Origin of the sequence: Streptomyces sp. YS415, from assembly GCF_023544665.1 — a bacterium.
Taxonomy (GTDB): Bacteria; Actinomycetota; Actinomycetes; order Streptomycetales; family Streptomycetaceae; genus Streptomyces.
The window spans coordinates 35,428-52,640 of sequence record NZ_JAMJFL010000025.1 but is presented as its reverse complement, the minus strand read 5'-3'; the positions used below and the strand labels follow the sequence as shown (position 1 = coordinate 52,640).

At 69.9% G+C, this 17,213-nt stretch carries 15 protein-coding genes; 11 read left to right on the top strand and 4 right to left on the bottom strand.

What is annotated here, in order from left to right:
• The first annotated feature begins 438 nt into the window (after window positions 1-438).
• A complete protein-coding gene (locus tag M8H82_RS26960; protein WP_250077640.1) occupies window positions 439-2,043 on the top strand; it encodes an ABC transporter substrate-binding protein in 1,605 nt (534 codons plus the stop codon).
• A gap of 66 nt (window positions 2,044-2,109) precedes the next feature.
• Window positions 2,110-3,696 carry an ABC transporter substrate-binding protein gene (locus M8H82_RS26955; protein WP_250077639.1) on the top strand — a complete coding sequence of 529 codons (1,587 nt, stop codon included), beginning with the start codon at window positions 2,110-2,112 and terminating at the stop codon, window positions 3,694-3,696.
• A 70-nt stretch (window positions 3,697-3,766) separates the two neighbouring features.
• Here the strand turns inward: M8H82_RS26955 and M8H82_RS26950 are convergent, their stop codons facing one another.
• Both M8H82_RS26950 and M8H82_RS26945 read right to left on the bottom strand, forming a co-directional pair.
• Window positions 3,767-4,438 (bottom strand): response regulator transcription factor, encoded by a 672-nt coding sequence (locus M8H82_RS26950; RefSeq protein ID WP_250077638.1) that lies wholly within the window; start codon window positions 4,436-4,438, stop codon window positions 3,767-3,769.
• Window positions 4,439-4,775: 337 nt separating this feature from the next.
• Window positions 4,776-5,861: a PD-(D/E)XK nuclease family protein gene (locus M8H82_RS26945; protein ID WP_250077637.1), complete on the bottom strand. Its 1,086-nt coding sequence runs from the start codon at window positions 5,859-5,861 to the stop codon at window positions 4,776-4,778.
• 157 nt (window positions 5,862-6,018) lie between these two features.
• Here M8H82_RS26945 and M8H82_RS26940 point away from each other — a divergent pair, with 157 nt between their 5' ends.
• From M8H82_RS26940 to M8H82_RS26930, 3 genes are all read left to right on the top strand, one after another.
• Entirely contained in the window at window positions 6,019-7,446 is a 1,428-nt protein-coding gene (locus M8H82_RS26940; protein WP_250077636.1) for a site-2 protease family protein, read from the top strand.
• A 38-nt stretch (window positions 7,447-7,484) separates the two neighbouring features.
• A complete protein-coding gene (locus tag M8H82_RS26935; protein ID WP_250077635.1) occupies window positions 7,485-8,387 on the top strand; it encodes a tRNA (adenine-N1)-methyltransferase in 903 nt (300 codons plus the stop codon).
• Window positions 8,388-8,539: 152 nt separating this feature from the next.
• Window positions 8,540-9,118 carry a hypothetical protein gene (locus M8H82_RS26930; RefSeq protein ID WP_250077634.1) on the top strand — a complete coding sequence of 193 codons (579 nt, stop codon included), beginning with the start codon at window positions 8,540-8,542 and terminating at the stop codon, window positions 9,116-9,118.
• 21 nt (window positions 9,119-9,139) lie between these two features.
• Here M8H82_RS26930 and M8H82_RS26925 read toward each other — a convergent pair whose 3' ends face one another.
• Window positions 9,140-9,442 carry a ferredoxin gene (locus tag M8H82_RS26925; RefSeq protein WP_250077633.1) on the bottom strand — a complete coding sequence of 101 codons (303 nt, stop codon included), beginning with the start codon at window positions 9,440-9,442 and terminating at the stop codon, window positions 9,140-9,142.
• A gap of 445 nt (window positions 9,443-9,887) precedes the next feature.
• Between M8H82_RS26925 and arc the strand changes: the two genes are divergently transcribed.
• From arc to prcA, 6 genes are all read left to right on the top strand, one after another.
• On the top strand, window positions 9,888-11,654 hold the full coding sequence (arc, locus tag M8H82_RS26920; RefSeq protein WP_250077632.1) for a proteasome ATPase: 1,767 nt from the start codon (window positions 9,888-9,890) through the stop codon (window positions 11,652-11,654).
• Window positions 11,655-11,887: 233 nt separating this feature from the next.
• The gene (gene dop, locus M8H82_RS26915) at window positions 11,888-13,399 is read left to right on the top strand and encodes a depupylase/deamidase Dop (protein ID WP_351981014.1); all 1,512 of its coding nucleotides are present in this window, start codon (window positions 11,888-11,890) and stop codon (window positions 13,397-13,399) included.
• Window positions 13,400-13,588: 189 nt separating this feature from the next.
• Entirely contained in the window at window positions 13,589-13,807 is a 219-nt protein-coding gene (locus tag M8H82_RS26910) for a ubiquitin-like protein Pup (protein ID WP_250077631.1), read from the top strand.
• Between the two features lie 166 nt (window positions 13,808-13,973).
• Window positions 13,974-14,462, top strand: coding sequence for an endonuclease VII domain-containing protein (locus M8H82_RS26905; RefSeq protein ID WP_250077630.1), 489 nt, complete (start codon window positions 13,974-13,976; stop codon window positions 14,460-14,462).
• Entirely contained in the window at window positions 14,414-15,259 is an 846-nt protein-coding gene (prcB, locus tag M8H82_RS26900; protein WP_250077629.1) for a proteasome subunit beta, read from the top strand. Before M8H82_RS26905 ends, prcB begins: the two co-directional genes overlap by 49 nt.
• Before the next feature lie 60 nt (window positions 15,260-15,319).
• Window positions 15,320-16,075 (top strand): proteasome subunit alpha, encoded by a 756-nt coding sequence (prcA, locus tag M8H82_RS26895; RefSeq protein WP_250077628.1) that lies wholly within the window; start codon window positions 15,320-15,322, stop codon window positions 16,073-16,075.
• A gap of 75 nt (window positions 16,076-16,150) precedes the next feature.
• On the opposite strand, the gene M8H82_RS26890 is transcribed toward prcA, so the two are convergent.
• Window positions 16,151-17,209: a LacI family DNA-binding transcriptional regulator gene (locus tag M8H82_RS26890; RefSeq protein WP_284049379.1), complete on the bottom strand. Its 1,059-nt coding sequence runs from the start codon at window positions 17,207-17,209 to the stop codon at window positions 16,151-16,153.
• Window positions 17,210-17,213: the final 4 nt, after the last annotated feature.

Genomic DNA, 17,213 nt, shown 5'->3' with positions numbered 1-17,213 from the left:
CACCGAGCGTGCAGCCGCGATACAAGGAAATTCCAGCGCGGCGTCGGGACCCCTGAACTGCCGCGCGGATCAAGGAATTCGGGCCCGCCGGATGGCCGAATTCCGCCGGGCGCACGGGCCGCCCGGGGGTGTGACGTTCACCACCCCGGTCGGCCTCGACAGGCCGCACCCCGTGTGCTGTTCACCCCCTTTCGGGCGTCATCGGCGTGCCCTTGTGTCCCGATTGGGATGACGCTGCACTAATCCTTCCGCTGTCGGCTTTTCGGTGCGTCCACACCCGGTTTCGCTGCGTGATGGGGGCTCAACTCCGGTGGGCGCGAGGCGTCCTCGGGACGCCGACTAATCTCATCGCGAGAACATCGCCCTTATCGCCGTGATCCGCCGCGACACCCCTGCATGCCGGGTACACGGACGTAACAGCTCTGGAGAAACTCGAGCATGAACCGCAAGACTTTGGTGCTGCCGGCCGTCATCGGTCTGCTGGCCCCGGTCCTTGCCGCCTGCGGCGGATCGGACAGCGGCAGCGGCGGTGGGGACGCGATCGTCGTCGGTACCACGGACGAGTTCACGGCCACGAGCGAGGCACCCGCGCCGCTGGATCCGGCGTACGCCTACGACGTCGGCACCTGGAACATCCTGCGCCAGACCGTGCAGACCCTGATGATCCAGCCGCGTGGCGAGGGCGAGCCGGTCCCCGAGGCGGCCGAGCGCTGCGGCTTCACCGACGCCGGCAACGAGCGCTACGCCTGCACCCTGCGCGAGGGGCTGAAGTTCGCAGGCGGCGACACCGTCACCGCGGCCGATGTGAAGTACTCCATCGAGCGCGCCCTCAAGCTCAAGGCGGACAGCGGGGTCTCCGCCCTGCTGTCGACCGTCGACACGGTCGAGACCAAGGGCGAGCGCGAGGTCATCTTCCACCTCAACACCGCCGACGCCACCTTCCCGTACAAGCTGTCCACGCCCGTCGCGGGCATCGTGGACCAGGACGACTACGAGGCCGGCAAGCTCCGCGACGGCTTCCAGGTCGACGGCTCGGGGCCGTACACCTTCGACGCCGAGGAGGAGGACGGCAAGCTGGTCAAGGCCGTCTTCACCAGGAACCCCTCCTACAAGGGCGCCCTGACGGTGAACAACGACGAGGTCGAGCTGCGCTCCTTCGCCGACGCCGACGCCATGAGCAGCGCCATCGAGCAGGGCGACATCCACCTGATGTCCCGCACGATGGCGCCGGAGCAGATCCAGCGGCTGTCCACGGCCTCCGACAGCGAAGTCGACCTGGTCGAGATGTCCGGTCTGGAGATCCGCTACCTCGCCTTCAACACCGACGCCCCCGCCGTCGAGACCAAGGCGGTCCGCCAGGCGATGGCCCAGGTCATCAACCGCGGCGAACTGGTCAGCAAGGTCTACGGCACCCAGGCCGAGCCGCTGTACTCGCTGGTCCCGGCCAGCCTGACCGGCCACTCCAACGCGTTCTTCAACAGGTACGGCGAGCCCAGCACCGCCAAGGCCAAGGCGCTGCTGGCCAAGGCGAACGTCAGCACCCCGGTCTCGATGACCCTGCACTACACCACCGACCACTACGGCTCGGCCACCAAGAAGGAGTTCGAGCTGCTGAAGGAGCAGCTGAACTCCAGCGGCCTGTTCGACGTGAAGATCAAGGGCACCCCCTGGGAGACCTTCCGCCCCGCCGAGCAGAAGGGCGAGTACGAGGTCTACGGCATGGGCTGGTTCCCCGACTTCCCCGACGCCGACAACTACATCGCGCCGTTCCTCGACAAGGACAACTTCCTCGGCTCGCCGTACGCGAACAGCGAGATCCGCAACTCCCTCATCCCGGAGTCCCGTCGGGAGGCCGACCGCCAGTCCGCGGTCGACAGCCTGACGAGCATTCAGGACATCGTCGCCGAGGATGTCCCCGTGCTCCCGCTGTGGCAGGGCAAGCAGTACGTCGCCGCGCGCGACGACGTCACCGGCACCGCCTACGCGCTCAACTCCTCCTCCACTCTTCAGCTGTGGGAGCTCGGCCGCGGCGTGAGCGGCTGACGTCTCCCGTGCCGGGGCGCCGGGACGGCGGCCCGCGAATCCGACACGACGACAAGGCACCTGCAAGTGAACATGCGCAACCAGTGGCCGGTCCTGCCTGTGATGGCGGGGCTGGCCTCCGGCCTGCTGACCGGCTGCGGCACGGAGACCGGCGGCTCCGCGAGCGACAGCTCCTCCGTGGTGATAGGGATGTCCGACGACGTCCTGGCCACCGACCCGGCGTCCGGCTACGACCCGGGCTCCTGGCTGCTGTTCAACAACGTCTTCCAGTCCCTGCTCAGCTTCCCCAAGGGCGGCACCGACCCCGAGCCCGACGCCGCCGAGTCCTGCGCCTTCACGGACACCCGGACCAAGGTCTACAAGTGCACGCTGAGGGACGGGCTGAAGTTCAGCAACGGTGACTCGCTCACCTCGGAGGACGTCAAGTTCTCCTTCGACCGCATGCTGAAGATCAACGACGACGCCGGTCCGGCGATCATGTTCCCGATGCTGGACAAGGTCGAGACGCCGGACGAGAAGACGGTCGTCTTCCGGCTGAACACCCCGGACGCCACCTTCCCGAGCAAGATCGCCTCGGGCGCCGGCTCCATCGTCGACCACCGCCAGTACGACGCCGGCGGACTGCGCGAGGACGGCGAGGCCGTCGGCTCCGGCCCCTACAAGCTGGACTCCTTCAGCGACGACGAGGCCGTCTTCTCCGTCAACGAGCACTACACGGGCAACGCCGAGACCAAGAACTCCGGCGTCACCATGAAGTTCTTCCACGGCGACCGGACCGCCCTGCGGACCGCGCTGCGCGACAAGCGGATCGACATCGCCTACCGAGGTCTCAGCGCCGCCGACATCGCCGAGATCGAGAAGGCCGACGACAGCTCCAGCTCCGGCGTCGAGATCGTCGACGGCACCGGCGCCGAGGTCCAGCACCTGGTCTTCAACATGGACGACCCGGTCGCCGGACAGCTCGGCGTCCGCAAGGCCATGGCCTACCTGCTCGACCGCGAGGCCCTCGTCGAGGACGTCTACCAGGGCACCGCGACCCCGCTGTACTCGATCATCCCCGCGGGCATCGGCGGCCACAACACCGCCTTCTTCGACACCTACGGCGCCCGCCCCTCCAAGGCCAGGGCCGCGGCGGCGCTGCAGGCCGACGGCATCACCGGCAAGGTGAAGCTGACGCTCTGGTCGACCCCGTCGCGCTACGGCCCGGCCACCGACGAGGAGCTGAAGGCGATCGCCGGCCAGCTCAACGCCAGCGGCCTGTTCGACGCCGATGTGAAGTCCGTCGAGTACGACCAGTACGAGAAGGACATCGCCGCCGGCAAGTACGGCGTGTACGTGAAGGGCTGGGTGCCGGACTACCCCGACGCCGACAACTTCACCTCGCCCTTCTTCGGCAAGGGCAACGTGCTGGACAACAACTACAGCAACGACACCATCACCGGCACGCTGATCCCGCGCACCGGCGCCCAGAGCGACCGCACCGCGACGGAGGACGACTACGGCCGGCTCCAGGACATCGTGGCCGAGGAGCTCCCCATCCTGCCCGTCTGGCAGGCCAAGCAGTACGCGGTCGTCCACGACGGCGTGTACGGCCTGGAGTACTGCCTGGACGCCTCCACGGTGTTCCGCTTCTGGGAGCTCAGCAAGAGCTGAGCCCGCACATGCGCGAGGGCGCCCGCTTCCTTCCGGGGAAGCGGGCGCCCTCGCGTCGTTCCTGCTGCGCCTACTGCGCGCCGGGGCGCACCAGCCCGCTCTCGTACGCGTACACGGCGGCCTGCACCCGGTCGCGCAGGCCCAGCTTGGTGAGCACGTGCCCGACATGCGTCTTGACCGTGGTCTCGCTGACGAACAGGTCGGCGGCGATCTCGGCGTTGGACAGCCCGCGCGCCACCAGCTTCAGCACCTCCACCTCGCGGTCGGTGAGGGTGTGCAGGGTGTCCGGGACGGGCTCCTCACCGGACGGCAGATGCGTGGCGTACTTGTCGAGCAGCCGGCGCGTGATGCTCGGTGCCAGCATCGCCTCGCCCGCGGCCACCACCCGGATGGCCTGCACCAGCTCATTGGCGGGGGCGTCCTTCAGCAGGAAGCCGCTGGCGCCCGCCTTCAGCGCCTCCACCACGTACTCGTCGAGGTCGAAGGTGGTCAGCACCAGCACCTTCGCCGGGCCGTCCCGCCCGGGACCGGTGATCTGCCGGGTCGCCTCCACCCCGTCCATCCGCGGCATGCGGATGTCCATCAGAACCACATCGGGCTGCAGGGCCCGCACCTGGTCGAGTGCCTGGAGGCCGTCTCCGGCCTCGCCCACGACCGCGAGATCCTGCTCCGCTTCCAGGATCATCCGGAAGCCGGTACGCAGCAGCGGCTGGTCGTCGACCAGTAGGACGCGGATGGCCACGTAAGTCTCCTTCGCTAGTCCGGCCCCATTCTGCCCTGCGCACCCACGACCGACTCGGCCGCCCTGTCCGCCAGAGGCCGCGCCGCCCGGGGGAGGCTGTTCTCCACGACGGCGGCGCCGCGGTCCGCCCCGGCCGAATCCCCGTCAGATCACTCGCCCAGCAACGAACCGCGCCTGCTGCGCCACGGCCTCCGGCCCCCCGTCGGCCCCATGACCGGCAGCCCGCTGTGCCCGCCGTGGGACGGCCCCCGGACCCCCGTCAGCTCCCTGACAAGTGCGGTCGTGCCCGCCCGGGGACGCTGTTCTCCACGGCGCCTGCGCCGCGGGCCGCCCCCCGTCAGCCGCCCTGCCCTGCAGCAGACTCCGCCTGCCGAGGCACAGCCTCCGGCTCCCCGTCAGCTCCCTGACCGGCCCCGGGCTCCGCCTGCCGTGGGACGGCCTCCGTGCCCCCGTCACCCCTCTGCTGTGTCTCCGGGGGGACCGCCTCCGGGGCCTCGGCCGGGCCCGGGTCCGCTCCCTTGACCGGCAGGGGATAGGGCGGGGGAGTGCCGCCGAATTCCGGGCAGTGCTCCTGGTGGTCGCACCAGCCGCACAGCTTGGTCGGCCGCGGCCGCCAGTCGCCCGTCTCGGTCGCGGTGCGGATCGCCTCCCACAGGGCCAGCAGCTTGCGCTCCACCCGCTCCAGGTCGGCGAGGACCGGGTCGTACGTCAGGACGTCACCGCTGCCGAGGTACACCAGCTGCAGCCGGCGCGGCACGACGTTCTTCAGCCGCCACACCACCAGGGCGTAGAACTTCATCTGGAACAGCGCGCCCTCGGCGTACTCGGGCCGGGGCGCCTTGCCCGTCTTGTAGTCGACGATCCGCACCTCACCGGTCGGCGCCACGTCCACCCGGTCGATGATCCCGCGCAGCCGCAGCCCGGACTCCAGCTCGGCCTCGACGAACAGCTCACGCTCGGCCGGTTCCAGACGGGTCGGATCCTCCAGCGTGAACCACCGCTCGACCAGCTGCTCGGCCTGGCCGAGCCACCGCGCGAGCCGCTCACCCTCGGGATCCTCGGCGAACAGCTCCTGGACCTCCGGCCGGGACTCGCGCAGCCGGTCCCACTGCCCCGGGATCAGCGACTTGGCGCGGGGCGCGGTCCGCTCGGCGGCCGGGGCGTCGAAGAGCCGCTCCAGCACCGCGTGCACCAAGGTGCCCCGGGTCGCCGCCTCGCTGGGCTTCTCGGGCAGCCGGTCGATCACCCGGAACCGGTACAGCAACGGGCACTGCATGAAGTCACCCGCACGCGAGGGCGACAGCGAGGCGGGCACTATGGCGAGCGGCACGGCCCGCCCACCGTCCGCCACGCCCTGTGCCTGCGCCGCCGCCGGGGCCTCGGCCGCCACCGACGGCTCCCCGTCCTCCGTGCTCGTCTCCATGCCCACAGACCTTACGGCCCGGCACTGACAGTCACCCAAGCGGCGCCGGGCGAACACAGGGGGTGCCGGGGCCTATGGCATCGCGACGGACGCATACCATCGACCCGAGACCCTTCCGCCCGGCAGGCGCGGAAGACGCTTCGAACGAGGGGACACCGTGGACGAGAGCGGCGGGAGCGGGCAGCCGCGGTCCGGCACCGAGGAGCCGGCCAGCCACCACGCAACACCGACGGCCCCGTCCGCGAACCCGGCATCCCAGGAGCCCTCGGACCCGTCCCCGGCCCCCGAGGCGGCGACACCGCACAAGGACGAGGACCCGCACCCGCGAACCCCCGCCGACACCCCGCCCCCCGGCGAGCAGCCCCCCGCCGCGGGCGACCGCCCCCTCGCCCGCTCCGGCGCCGCCAAGCCCCCCAAGCCGCCCAAGCCCCCCGCGCCCCGCGGCGGCCTCCTGATGGGCCGCCCCTTCGGCGTGCCGGTGTACGTCGCGCCCAGCTGGTTCCTCGTCGCCGCCCTGATCACCTGGGTCTTCGGCGGCCAGCTCGACCGCGTGCTGCCCGAACTCGGCGCCGCCCGCTACCTCGTCTCCCTCTTCTTCGCGGTCGCCTTCTACGCCTCCGTGCTCGTGCACGAACTCGCGCACACCGTCGCCGCCCTCCGCTTCAAACTCCCGGTCCGCCGCATCCAGCTCCAGTTCTTCGGCGGCGTCTCCGAGATCGAGAAGGAGTCCGACACCCCCGGCCGCGAGTTCGTCCTGGCCTTCGTCGGCCCCCTGCTCTCCCTGGTCCTCGCGGGCGTCTTCTACGGCGCCATGCAGGCCGTCGAGCCCGGCACCGTGCCCGGTGTCCTGCTGGCCGGCCTGATGATCTCCAACCTCATCGTGGCCGCCTTCAACCTCCTGCCCGGCCTCCCCCTCGACGGCGGCCGGATGCTCCGCGCCGTCGTCTGGAAGATCACCGGCAAGCCGATGAGCGGCACCGTCGCCGCCGCCTGGGTCGGCCGCGCGCTCGCCGTCTCCGTACTGATCGGGCTCCCGCTGCTCACCCAGTCCGGAGCGCTCGGTTCCAACGCCGAGGACAACGTCGGCATGGACACCGTCATGGACGCCCTGCTGGCCGCGATCCTCGCCGCGATCATCTGGACCGGCGCCGGGAACAGCCTCCGCATGGCGCGGCTGCGCGAGCACCTGCCCGAGCTCCGCGCCCGCTCGCTGACCCGCCGCGCGGTCCCCGTGGAGGGGGACACCCCCCTCTCGGAGGCCCTGCGCCGCGCGAACGCCGCCGGCGCCCGCGCCCTCGTCGTGGTCGACGCCGACGGCACCCCGCTCTCCCTCGTCCGCGAGACCGCCATCGTCGGCGTCCCCGAACACCGCCGCCCCTGGGTCGCCGTCAGCGGCCTCGCCCAGGACCTCACCGAGGGCATGCGGGTCTCCGCGGAGCTGGCGGGGGAGGAGCTGCTCGAGGCCCTCCGGGCGGCTCCGGCCACCGAGTATCTGGTGGTCGAGGAGACGGGCGAGATCTACGGCGTGCTGTCGGCGGCGGACGTGGAGCGGGCCTTCGTGAAGGCGATGGCCCGGCCCTCCTGATGGTCGGCGGGCCCGGTAAACCCCGGTAGTCTGTTCACATGTCCGAACCGACCGGTGCCGCCCGCAGGCGCGGGCCCTTCAAGGTCGGGGACCAGGTTCAGCTGACCGACCCCAAGGGCCGCCACTACACGTTCACGCTCGAGGCCGGGAAGAATTTCCACACCCACAAGGGTTCCTTCCCGCACGACGAACTGATCGGCGCTCCCGAGGGCAGCGTTGTCCGCACCACCGGGAACGTCGCCTACCTCGCGCTGCGCCCCCTGCTCCCCGACTACGTCCTGTCCATGCCCCGCGGGGCAGCCGTCGTCTACCCGAAGGACGCGGGGCAGATCCTCGCCTTCGCCGACATCTTCCCCGGCGCCCGCGTCGTCGAGGCCGGCGTCGGCTCCGGCTCGCTCAGCAGCTTCCTGCTGCGCGCCATCGGCGACCAGGGCATGCTGCACTCCTACGAGCGCCGCGAGGACTTCGCGGAGATCGCCCAGCAGAACGTGGAGCGCTACTTCGGCGGCCCCCACCCCGCCTGGCGGCTCACCGTCGGCGACCTCCAGGACAACCTGTCCGACACCGACGTCGACCGTGTCATCCTCGACATGCTCGCCCCCTGGGAGTGCCTGGACGTCGTCAAAAAGGCGCTCGTCCCCGGCGGCATCCTGTGCTGCTACGTGGCCACCACCACCCAGCTCGCCCGGACCGTCGAGTCCATCCGCGAGATCGGCTGCTTCAACGAGCCGACCGCCTGGGAGTCGATGATCCGCAACTGGCACATCGAGGGCCTGGCCGTCCGCCCGGACCACCGGATGATCGGCCACACCGGCTTCCTCCTCACCGCCCGCCGCCTCGCCGACGGTGTCGAGCCGCCCATGCGCCGCCGCCGTCCCGCCAAGGGCGCCTACGGCGAGGACTACGCGGGACCCAACGCCGACGGCGGCTCCGGCCGCTGAGGCGGCCCCTGCCGCGTACAACGCGACGGCCCGCAACCCGTGGCCCCGCTTCGTCACCGGAACGGAACACCCCCGCCATTCCCCCGCGGTGTGACGTGTGGCACCATGCCTGGCACCCCCCACCGGCACAGCCCTCACGGGAGACACTCCTAGTGCAGCACTCCGCCGTCCCGGAACTGGCACACACGCACACCCGTCCGATCCACTGGCTCGCGACCGCCACCGCCCTGGCCGGCGTCGTCGCGCTCTCCTCGGTCCTGCAACCGGACGCGGCCAACGCCGTCCAGGCGTCGGGCCCGCAGTCCAGGACCGCACCCGCCGCGGTCGCGGCACCCGACCCCGAAGGCGTCGACTTCCCGCTCGAATGCGGCCCGGTGAAGGCGATCGTGGTCAAGAAGGCATCGGGGGACCTCGACGGCGACGGCCGCCCCGAGACCGTGGTCGTCGTGCACTGCGACGCCCCCATGGGCACCCCGCCGGACGGCGTCTACGTCCTCACGCGCGGGACCGACGACAAGCAGCCCCGTGTGGTGGCGACCCTCGTCGACCCGAAGGACCGCCAGACCGTCAGCGAGTTCGCCGTACGCGAGGGGGCCGTCGTCGCCACCCTGCTCGGCTACTCGGCGGCCGACGTGCCCAGTTGCTGCCCCGACGTCACCGACCGCGCGAAATGGAAGTGGGACAACGGCGCGTTCGTCCGCTCCACCCCCGCCGGAGCACAGAGCGTCTGACGACCCTCCGCGCCCGGCGCGTCACGCCGCGTCGGGCCCGTACACCTCGACCCGGTCCGCGACCCGGCGCACATGGATGCACTCACCGGGGCACTCCTTGGCCGAGTCCACGACATCCGTGAGCAGCGGCAGCGGCACCCGGGTCGTGGCGCCCTTGTCCTGGAGGAGCTCGTCGTCCGCGCTCTTCACATAGGCGAGCCCGTCGATGTCCAGTTCGAACACCTCGGGCGCGTACTGGGCACAGATGCCGTCGCCGGTACAGAGGTCCTGATCGATCCAGACCTCCAGCGCCTCGCCGACTTCGGCCTCCTGCTCCACGTCCATCTCTCCTGCCGTTTCCCACGCCGTCCGACCGGCCCCCTGCGGGACGGGCCCGCACCGGCGGCCGTTGACCGACTTCGACCCTACCTCCGCCCCACCGTCCCGCGACTTCGGCCCGAGGGTGACCCAGACCGCCCGGACGGGCACCCAGGGTCACGGCTCCGGGCTGCCGGATCCGGCCCCGGCATATGCGGCCCCGACCGGCCCCGCGACGCCTCGTACCCCGCCTGCAGCCCGCAACTCCAGCCAAACTTGACGGTGTTTGACCACTCCGGCCCGGAACAGGCTGCTTCCGGAAGACGTTGAGTGGGTATCCACACGGCGTGAGAACAGCTCAGGGTGTGGCCGACGACACACCTTGACAGTCTTTGTGATCTAGGGGTTTCAATCGACACCCACCCAGGTAGGGTCTGGAAGCGTCCAGCTCCCCTTGGAGGAGGTGAGGACCGTGGCAGCCCACGACGACGACATGAACCGCGGCATCCGCCCGGGACGAGGGTCCGAAGACCCTGCCGGGCAGATCGCCTACCTTGAGCAGGAGATCGCCGTCCTGCGACGTAAGCTCGCCGACTCTCCGCGACACACGAGGATTCTCGAAGAGCGGATCGTCGAGCTGCAGACCAACCTGGCCGGCGTGTCCGCCCAGAACGAGCGACTCGCCAACACACTCCGTGAGGCCCGCGACCAGATCGTGGCCCTCAAGGAGGAAGTCGACCGGCTCGCACAGCCGCCGGCCGGCTTCGGTGTCTTCCTCACGGCGAACGAGGACGGCACCGCCGACATCTTCACCGGAGGACGCAAACTCCGGGTGAACGTCAGCCCAAGCGTCGAACTCGACGACCTGCGCCGCGGCCAGGAAGTCATGCTGAACGAAGCGCTCAACGTGGTCGAGGCCATGGAGTACGAGCGCGTCGGGGACATCGTCACCCTCAAGGAGATCCTGGAGGACGGCGAGCGCGCCCTGGTGCTGGGGCACACCGACGAGGAGCGGGTGGTGCGGCTCGCGGAGCCGCTGCTGGACGTCACCATCCGTCCCGGCGACGCCCTGCTGCTCGAACCCCGCTCCGGCTACGTCTACGAGGTCGTGCCCAAGAGCGAGGTCGAGGAACTCGTCCTCGAAGAGGTCCCGGACATCGGCTACGAGCAGATCGGCGGTCTGGGCAACCAGATCGAGATGATCCGCGACGCGGTCGAGCTCCCGTACCTCTACCCGGACCTGTTCAAGGAGCACGAACTGCGCCCGCCCAAGGGCGTTCTGCTCTACGGGCCCCCCGGATGCGGCAAGACGCTCATCGCCAAGGCGGTCGCCAACTCGCTGGCCAAGAAGGTCGCCGAGGTGACCGGCCAGGCCACCGGCAAGAGCTTCTTCCTCAACATCAAGGGCCCCGAACTCCTCAACAAGTACGTCGGCGAGACCGAGCGGCAGATCCGCCTGGTCTTCCAGCGTGCCCGTGAGAAGGCCAGCGAGGGCACCCCCGTCATCGTCTTCTTCGACGAGATGGAATCCCTCTTCCGCACCCGCGGCTCCGGTGTCAGCTCGGACGTGGAGAACACCATCGTCCCGCAGCTCCTCGCCGAGATCGACGGTGTGGAAGGCCTCCAGAACGTGGTCGTCATCGGTGCCTCCAACCGCGAGGACATGATCGACCCCGCCATCCTGCGCCCCGGCCGACTCGATGTGAAGATCAAGATCGAGCGTCCGGACGCCGAAGCGGCCAAGGACATCTTCCAGAAGTACCTCACCGAGCGCCTCCCGCTGCACCCCGACGACGTCGGAGAGCACGCAGGCGACCGGGGTGCCACGGTCCAGGGCATGATCCAGACCGCCGTGGAACAGATGTACGCCGAATCCGAGGAAAACCGCTTCCTGGAAGTCACCTACGCCAACGGAGACAAGGAAGTCCTCTATTTCAAGGACTTCAACTCCGGCGCCATGATCGAGAACATCGTCGGGCGCGCCAAAAAAATGGCGATCAAGGACTTCCTGGAGCACAACCAGAAGGGCCTGCGCGTCTCCCACCTCCTCCAGGCCTGCGTGGACGAGTTCAAGGAGAACGAGGACCTGCCCAACACCACCAACCCGGACGACTGGGCCCGCATCTCCGGCAAGAAGGGCGAGCGGATCGTGTACATCCGCACCCTGATCACCGGAAAGCAGGGCGCGGACACCGGTCGCTCCATCGACACGGTGGCGAACACCGGTCAGTACCTGTAAAAGACAGGGCGGCTGCGGGTGCCCTCAGCGGGTACCCGCAGCCGACTGTTTTTGGGGCCACGACCGGAGCAAGCAATGACGCAAATGATCTCCCCACCAGCGCAAAGGCGTTCTAGGCTCTTCCGTACCGCCGAGTCGCGCAGTGCGGGGACGGGCACCGCACACGCACCGGAGCACCAGCGGTACTTGAGCAGCGCCCCCGACCGAGGGCGCCGCCGGGCAAGGAGGGCCGCATGACCGTACGGCGAGTAATGGGCATCGAGACGGAGTACGGGATCTCCGTCCCCGGTCACCCCAACGCCAATGCCATGCTCACCTCATCCCAGATCGTCAACGCCTACGCGGCGGCGATGCACCGGGCCCGCCGGGCCCGCTGGGACTTCGAGGAGGAGAATCCGCTGCGCGACGCGCGAGGCTTCGACCTCGCCCGCGAGGCCGCCGACTCCACCCAGCTCACGGACGAGGACATCGGCCTGGCCAATGTCATCCTCACCAACGGCGCGCGGCTCTACGTCGACCACGCCCACCCCGAGTACAGCGCCCCCGAGGTCACCAATCCGCGGGACGCCGTGCTCTGGGACAAGGCGGGCGAGCGGATCATGGCCGAGGCCGCGGAGCGCGCCGCACAGCTGCCGGGCGCCCAGCCGATCCACCTCTACAAGAACAACACCGACAACAAGGGCGCCTCCTACGGCACGCACGAGAACTACCTGATGAAGCGGGAGACCCCCTTCTCGGACATCGTGCGCCACCTCACGCCCTTCTTCGTCTCCCGCCAGGTCTTCGCCGGCGCGGGCCGCGTCGGCATCGGCCAGGACGGCCACGAGCACGGCTTCCAGCTCAGCCAGCGGGCGGACTACTTCGAGGTCGAGGTGGGCCTGGAGACGACGCTGAAGCGCCCGATCATCAACACCCGCGACGAGCCGCACGCCGACGCCGAGAAGTACCGCCGGCTGCACGTGATCATCGGGGACGCGAACCTCTCCGAGATCTCCACGTACCTCAAGCTGGGCACGACGGCGCTGGTGCTGTCCATGATCGAGGACGGCTTCATCGCCGTCGACCTCGCCGTGGACCAGCCGGTGCGCACCCTCCACCAGGTCTCCCACGACGCCACCCTGAAGCGTCTGGTCACGCTCCGCAGCGGCCGCACACTCACCGCGGTGCAGCTCCAGATGGAGTACTACGAGCTGTCCCGCAAGTACGTCGAGGAGCGCTTCGGGGCCGACGCCGACGACCAGACCAAGGACGTCCTTGCCCGCTGGGAGGACACCCTCAACCGCCTGGAGAACGACCCCATGAGCCTGGCCGGCGAGCTGGACTGGGTCGCCAAGCGGGAGCTGATGGAGGGCTACCGGCGCCGGGACGCCCTCGACTGGGACGCCGCCCGGCTCCACCTCGTCGACCTCCAGTACGCCGACGTACGCCCCGAGAAGGGCCTCTACAACCGCCTCGTCGCCCGCGGGCGGATGAAGCGGCTCCTGGACGAGGCCGACGTCGAGAGGGCCCGCACCAAGCCGCCGGAGGACACGCGCGCCTACTTCCGGGGTCGCTGTCTGGAGCAGTACGCCGACGACGTCGCCGCGGCCTCCTGGGACTCGGTGATCTTCGATCTGCCGGGCCGGGACTCCCTGCAGCGGGTCCCAACCCTCGAACCGCTTCGCGGAACGCGTAATCACGTCAAGGAGCTCCTGGACCGCTGCCGCACCGCGGAAGACCTGGTCAGGGTGCTGTCCGGCGGCTGAGCGGGTACCCGGGGCGAGGCAGCCGGACAGGGTGGAAATCCCGCCGTCCGGGAATCATCGAGGTGGCCCCCGCACGTTGTGGAAAGTGCGGGGCCGATGTCAGACCGGGCTTGTAGGGTCTGATCATCACCGATCGGCAGGAATGTCGACCTGGCGACCATGTCGGGCGAACTGAGCGGGGTGAGGGTTATGGCAACCAAGGACACCGGCGGCGGACAGCAGAAGGCCACACGCTCCAACGAGGAGGTCGAGGAGCAGGCCACAGAGGCCCAGGCTTCCGAGGACCTCAAGGAGCGTCAGGAGAAGCTGAGCGACGACGTCGACTCGGTCTTGGACGAGATCGACGACGTACTCGAGGAAAATGCCGAGGATTTCGTGCGAAGCTTCGTGCAAAAAGGTGGGCAGTAAAGGTCGTTTGGCGGCCTTGCCTTCGAATTGAAAGTGGCGGGGGTTCGAGGTGGAGGACGAGCCGAACGCGAAGGAGTGCAGAAAGTGCCGACGGGATCGGCCGCTTGATGCATTCTCGCGCGACAGGAATAGGAGAGATGGCCTCCAGGTGCACTGCAGGGAGTGCGTGGCGGAGTACAGCGCCGCGCACTACCGGCGGCGCCGGGAGGCCATGGGCAAGCCGGTTCGGGAGAAAGCCGAGGTGCCGGCCGGGCACAAGCTCTGCCGGACGTGCGGCGAGATCAAGCCGCACTCTGCATGGCACCGCAATGCAACCGCCTCCGATGGTCTGTCCACGCGCTGCAAAGCGTGCCGGGCGATCCAGGGCCGGCAAGGCCATCTGAAGCGGCAGTACGGCATCACCGAAGCCGAGCGTGATGAGTTGATCGGCTCTCAAGGCGGGGTGTGTTGCGTATGTTTGGCTGCTCTGCCTGAGCATGTGGATCACTGCCATGAGACGGGTAGGGTCCGTGGCGTACTGTGCTTCAGCTGCAACGCTGCACTGGGGCAGTTCAAGGATCGGCCCGACGTCATGAGGCGGGCTGCTGCTTACGTGGAAGGAATCGCGTGGAAGCCAACACTCGTAGCACCGGGCGTCTACCAGCTGCCTTCCTGACGCCCGGGTCCTCGTCCTTCATGGACTTTCTCTCCGAGCATCAGCCCGAAATGCTGCCCGGCAAGCGGCAACTGCCGCCCGTGCAGGGCGTGATCGAGGCGCCGCACGGGACGACCATTGTGGCCGCGACGTTCCCCGGGGGCGTCGTGCTCGCCGGTGACCGGCGGGCGACGATGGGCAATGTCATCGCCCAGCGGGACATCGAGAAGGTCTTCCCCGCCGACGAGTACTCGGCCGTCGGCATCGCCGGCACCGCCGGTCTCGCCGTCGAGATGGTGAAGCTGTTCCAGCTGGAGCTGGAGCACTTCGAAAAGGTCGAGGGCGCCCAGCTGTCGCTGGAGGGCAAGGCGAACCGGCTGTCGACCATGATCCGCTCCAACTTGGGCATGGCCATGCAGGGTCTGGCCGTCGTCCCGCTCTTCGCGGGCTACGACGTGGACCGCGGCAAGGGCCGCATCTTCTCCTACGACGTGACCGGCGGCCGTTCCGAGGAGCACGGCTACGCGTCCACCGGCTCCGGTTCGATCTTCGCGCGCGGCGCCATGAAGAAGCTCTACCGGGACGACCTGGCCGAGGACCAGGCGACCACCCTGGTGGTGCAGGCCCTGTACGACGCGGCTGACGACGACTCGGCGACCGGTGGTCCCGATGTCGCCCGCCGGATCTACCCGATCGTCACCGTGATCACCGAGGACGGCTTCCGCCGGCTGACCGACCAGGAGTCCTCCGAGATCGCCCGCTCGATCCTGGAGCGGCGCCTGGAGCAGCCCGACGGCCCGCGGGCCGCGCTGCTGTAGGCGGCGGTCCGGTCTTATCAAGGTGATCCTGTGACTCCGACAGAAAGGGACGGATAACCGGTGTCGACGCCGTTCTATGTCTCCCCCCAGCAGGCCATGGCCGACCGGGCGGAGTACGCCCGCAAGGGCATCGCACGCGGTCGCAGCCTGGTCGTGCTGCAGTATGCCGACGGCATCGTGTTCGTCGGTGAGAACCCGTCCCGCGCGCTGCACAAGTTCAGCGAGATCTACGACCGGATCGGCTTCGCGGCCGCCGGCAAGTACAACGAGTACGAGAACCTGCGGATCGGCGGTGTGCGCTACGCCGACCTGCGGGGCTACACCTACGACCGGGACGACGTGACGGCGCGCGGTCTGGCGAACGTCTACGCGCAGACGCTGGGCACGATCTTCTCCTCCGCGGCGGAGAAGCCGTACGAGGTGGAGCTCGTCGTCGCGGAGGTCGGGGAGACGCCCGAGGGCGACCAGATCTACCGGCTGCCGCACGACGGCTCGATCGTCGACGAGCACGGTTCGGTGGCCGTCGGTGGCAACGCCGAGCTGATCAGCACCTACCTGGACCAGCGGCACCAGGACGGCATGACGCTGGCGGAGGCGCTGAAGCTGGCCGTGCAGGCGCTGTCCCGGGAGTCCAACGGCTCGCAGCGGGAGATCCCCACGGAGCGGCTCGAGGTGGCGGTGCTGGACCGGACGCGTCCGCAGAAGCGCAAGTTCAAGCGCATCGTCGGCCGTCAGCTCGGCCGGCTGCTGGAGGTCGGCGGCGCGTCCACCGAGGCCGAGAGCGCGGACGGCCCGGACGACTCCGACGAGGAGTGATTCCGCCCGGCTGATCCCTCCTGCCTGACCCGCAGTACCTGCCCCGGCCGATCCCTCGGCCGGGGCAGGGGTGTCTCAGGAGGCGCGCGGCGGGGCCGTGGAGCCCCGTACGACCAGTTCCACGGGGATGTCGCCCGCCTCGGGTTCCCGGCCGTCCAGGACGGCGAGGAGGGCTTGCATGCCGCGTTCCCCGAAGAGCTCGGCGTCCAGCCGGACGGTCGTCAGCTCCGGGTCGATGGCGGTGGCGAGGGCGAGGTCGTCCAGGCCGGTGACCGAGAGGTCCTCGGGGATGCGCAGGCCGAGGCGTCGGGCCGCCTTGTAGGCGCCGGCGGCGAGTTTGTCGTCGTCGCAGACCAGGGCGGTGGGGCGGGGGCCGGGCGCGGCGAGGGCGGTCTCGGCGGCGCGCTGGGCGCCCTCGATCGAGATGGGCGCGGGTGCCGTCGTCAGTGCGGCGCCCGGGACGGCGGCCACGCGGGCGTGCAGTTCGCGGGCGCGGACCTCGAAGGTCCAGGAGGGCACGTCCGCAGCGAGGTGCAGGAAGCGGCGGTGGCCGAGGCCCAGCAGGTGGTCGGCGATCTGGCGCACGCCGTCGGCGATGTCGAGGTTGACGGTGGCCGCGCCGAGGCTGCCGGCCGGGTCGCTGTCGAGCATGACCAGGGGCAGCTGGTCGCCGCGGATGTCGGTGAGGGCGTCGGCGGCCATGGAGGAGGCGATGACGCCGTCGAGGGCGGCCTGGGCGGAGGCGAAGGGGTCGCGGGCGGGGCCGATGCCTTCGGGGGAGGGGTACAGGACGACGCCGAAGCCGTGGGCGGCGGCGACGCGGGCGGCGCCGGTGTAGACACCGGCGAAGAACTCGGTGGTGAGCGCCGGGACGACCAGCAGGACCGTGCGGGTGCGGCCGAGGCGGAGATTGCGGGCGGCGAGGTTGGGCCGGTAGCCGAGCTCGCGGGCGGCCTGGCGGACCCGTTCGGCGGTGGCTTCGGAGACCCGGCCGCGCCATTTGTCGCCGAGCACGAGGGAGACCGCGGCCTGCGAGACGCCCGCGGCGTGGGCGACGTCACGGCTCGTGGGGCGCGTACTGCCTCGTACCACCGTGGGCCTGCGCTTTCGTCTGGACGTGTGAACAGCGCACATGGTA

Coding starts and splice junctions, on each gene's coding strand:
- M8H82_RS26960 (WP_250077640.1), top strand. CDS start 439: ATGAACCGCAAGACTTTGGTGCTGCCGGCCGTCATCGGTCTGCTGGCC.
- M8H82_RS26945 (WP_250077637.1), bottom strand. CDS start 5,861: ATGGAGACGAGCACGGAGGACGGGGAGCCGTCGGTGGCGGCCGAGGCC.
- M8H82_RS26935 (WP_250077635.1), top strand. CDS start 7,485: ATGTCCGAACCGACCGGTGCCGCCCGCAGGCGCGGGCCCTTCAAGGTC.
- M8H82_RS26925 (WP_250077633.1), bottom strand. CDS start 9,442: ATGGACGTGGAGCAGGAGGCCGAAGTCGGCGAGGCGCTGGAGGTCTGG.
- dop (WP_351981014.1), top strand. CDS start 11,888: ATGACCGTACGGCGAGTAATGGGCATCGAGACGGAGTACGGGATCTCC.
- M8H82_RS26910 (WP_250077631.1), top strand. CDS start 13,589: ATGGCAACCAAGGACACCGGCGGCGGACAGCAGAAGGCCACACGCTCC.
- M8H82_RS26890 (WP_284049379.1), bottom strand. CDS start 17,209: ATGTGCGCTGTTCACACGTCCAGACGAAAGCGCAGGCCCACGGTGGTA.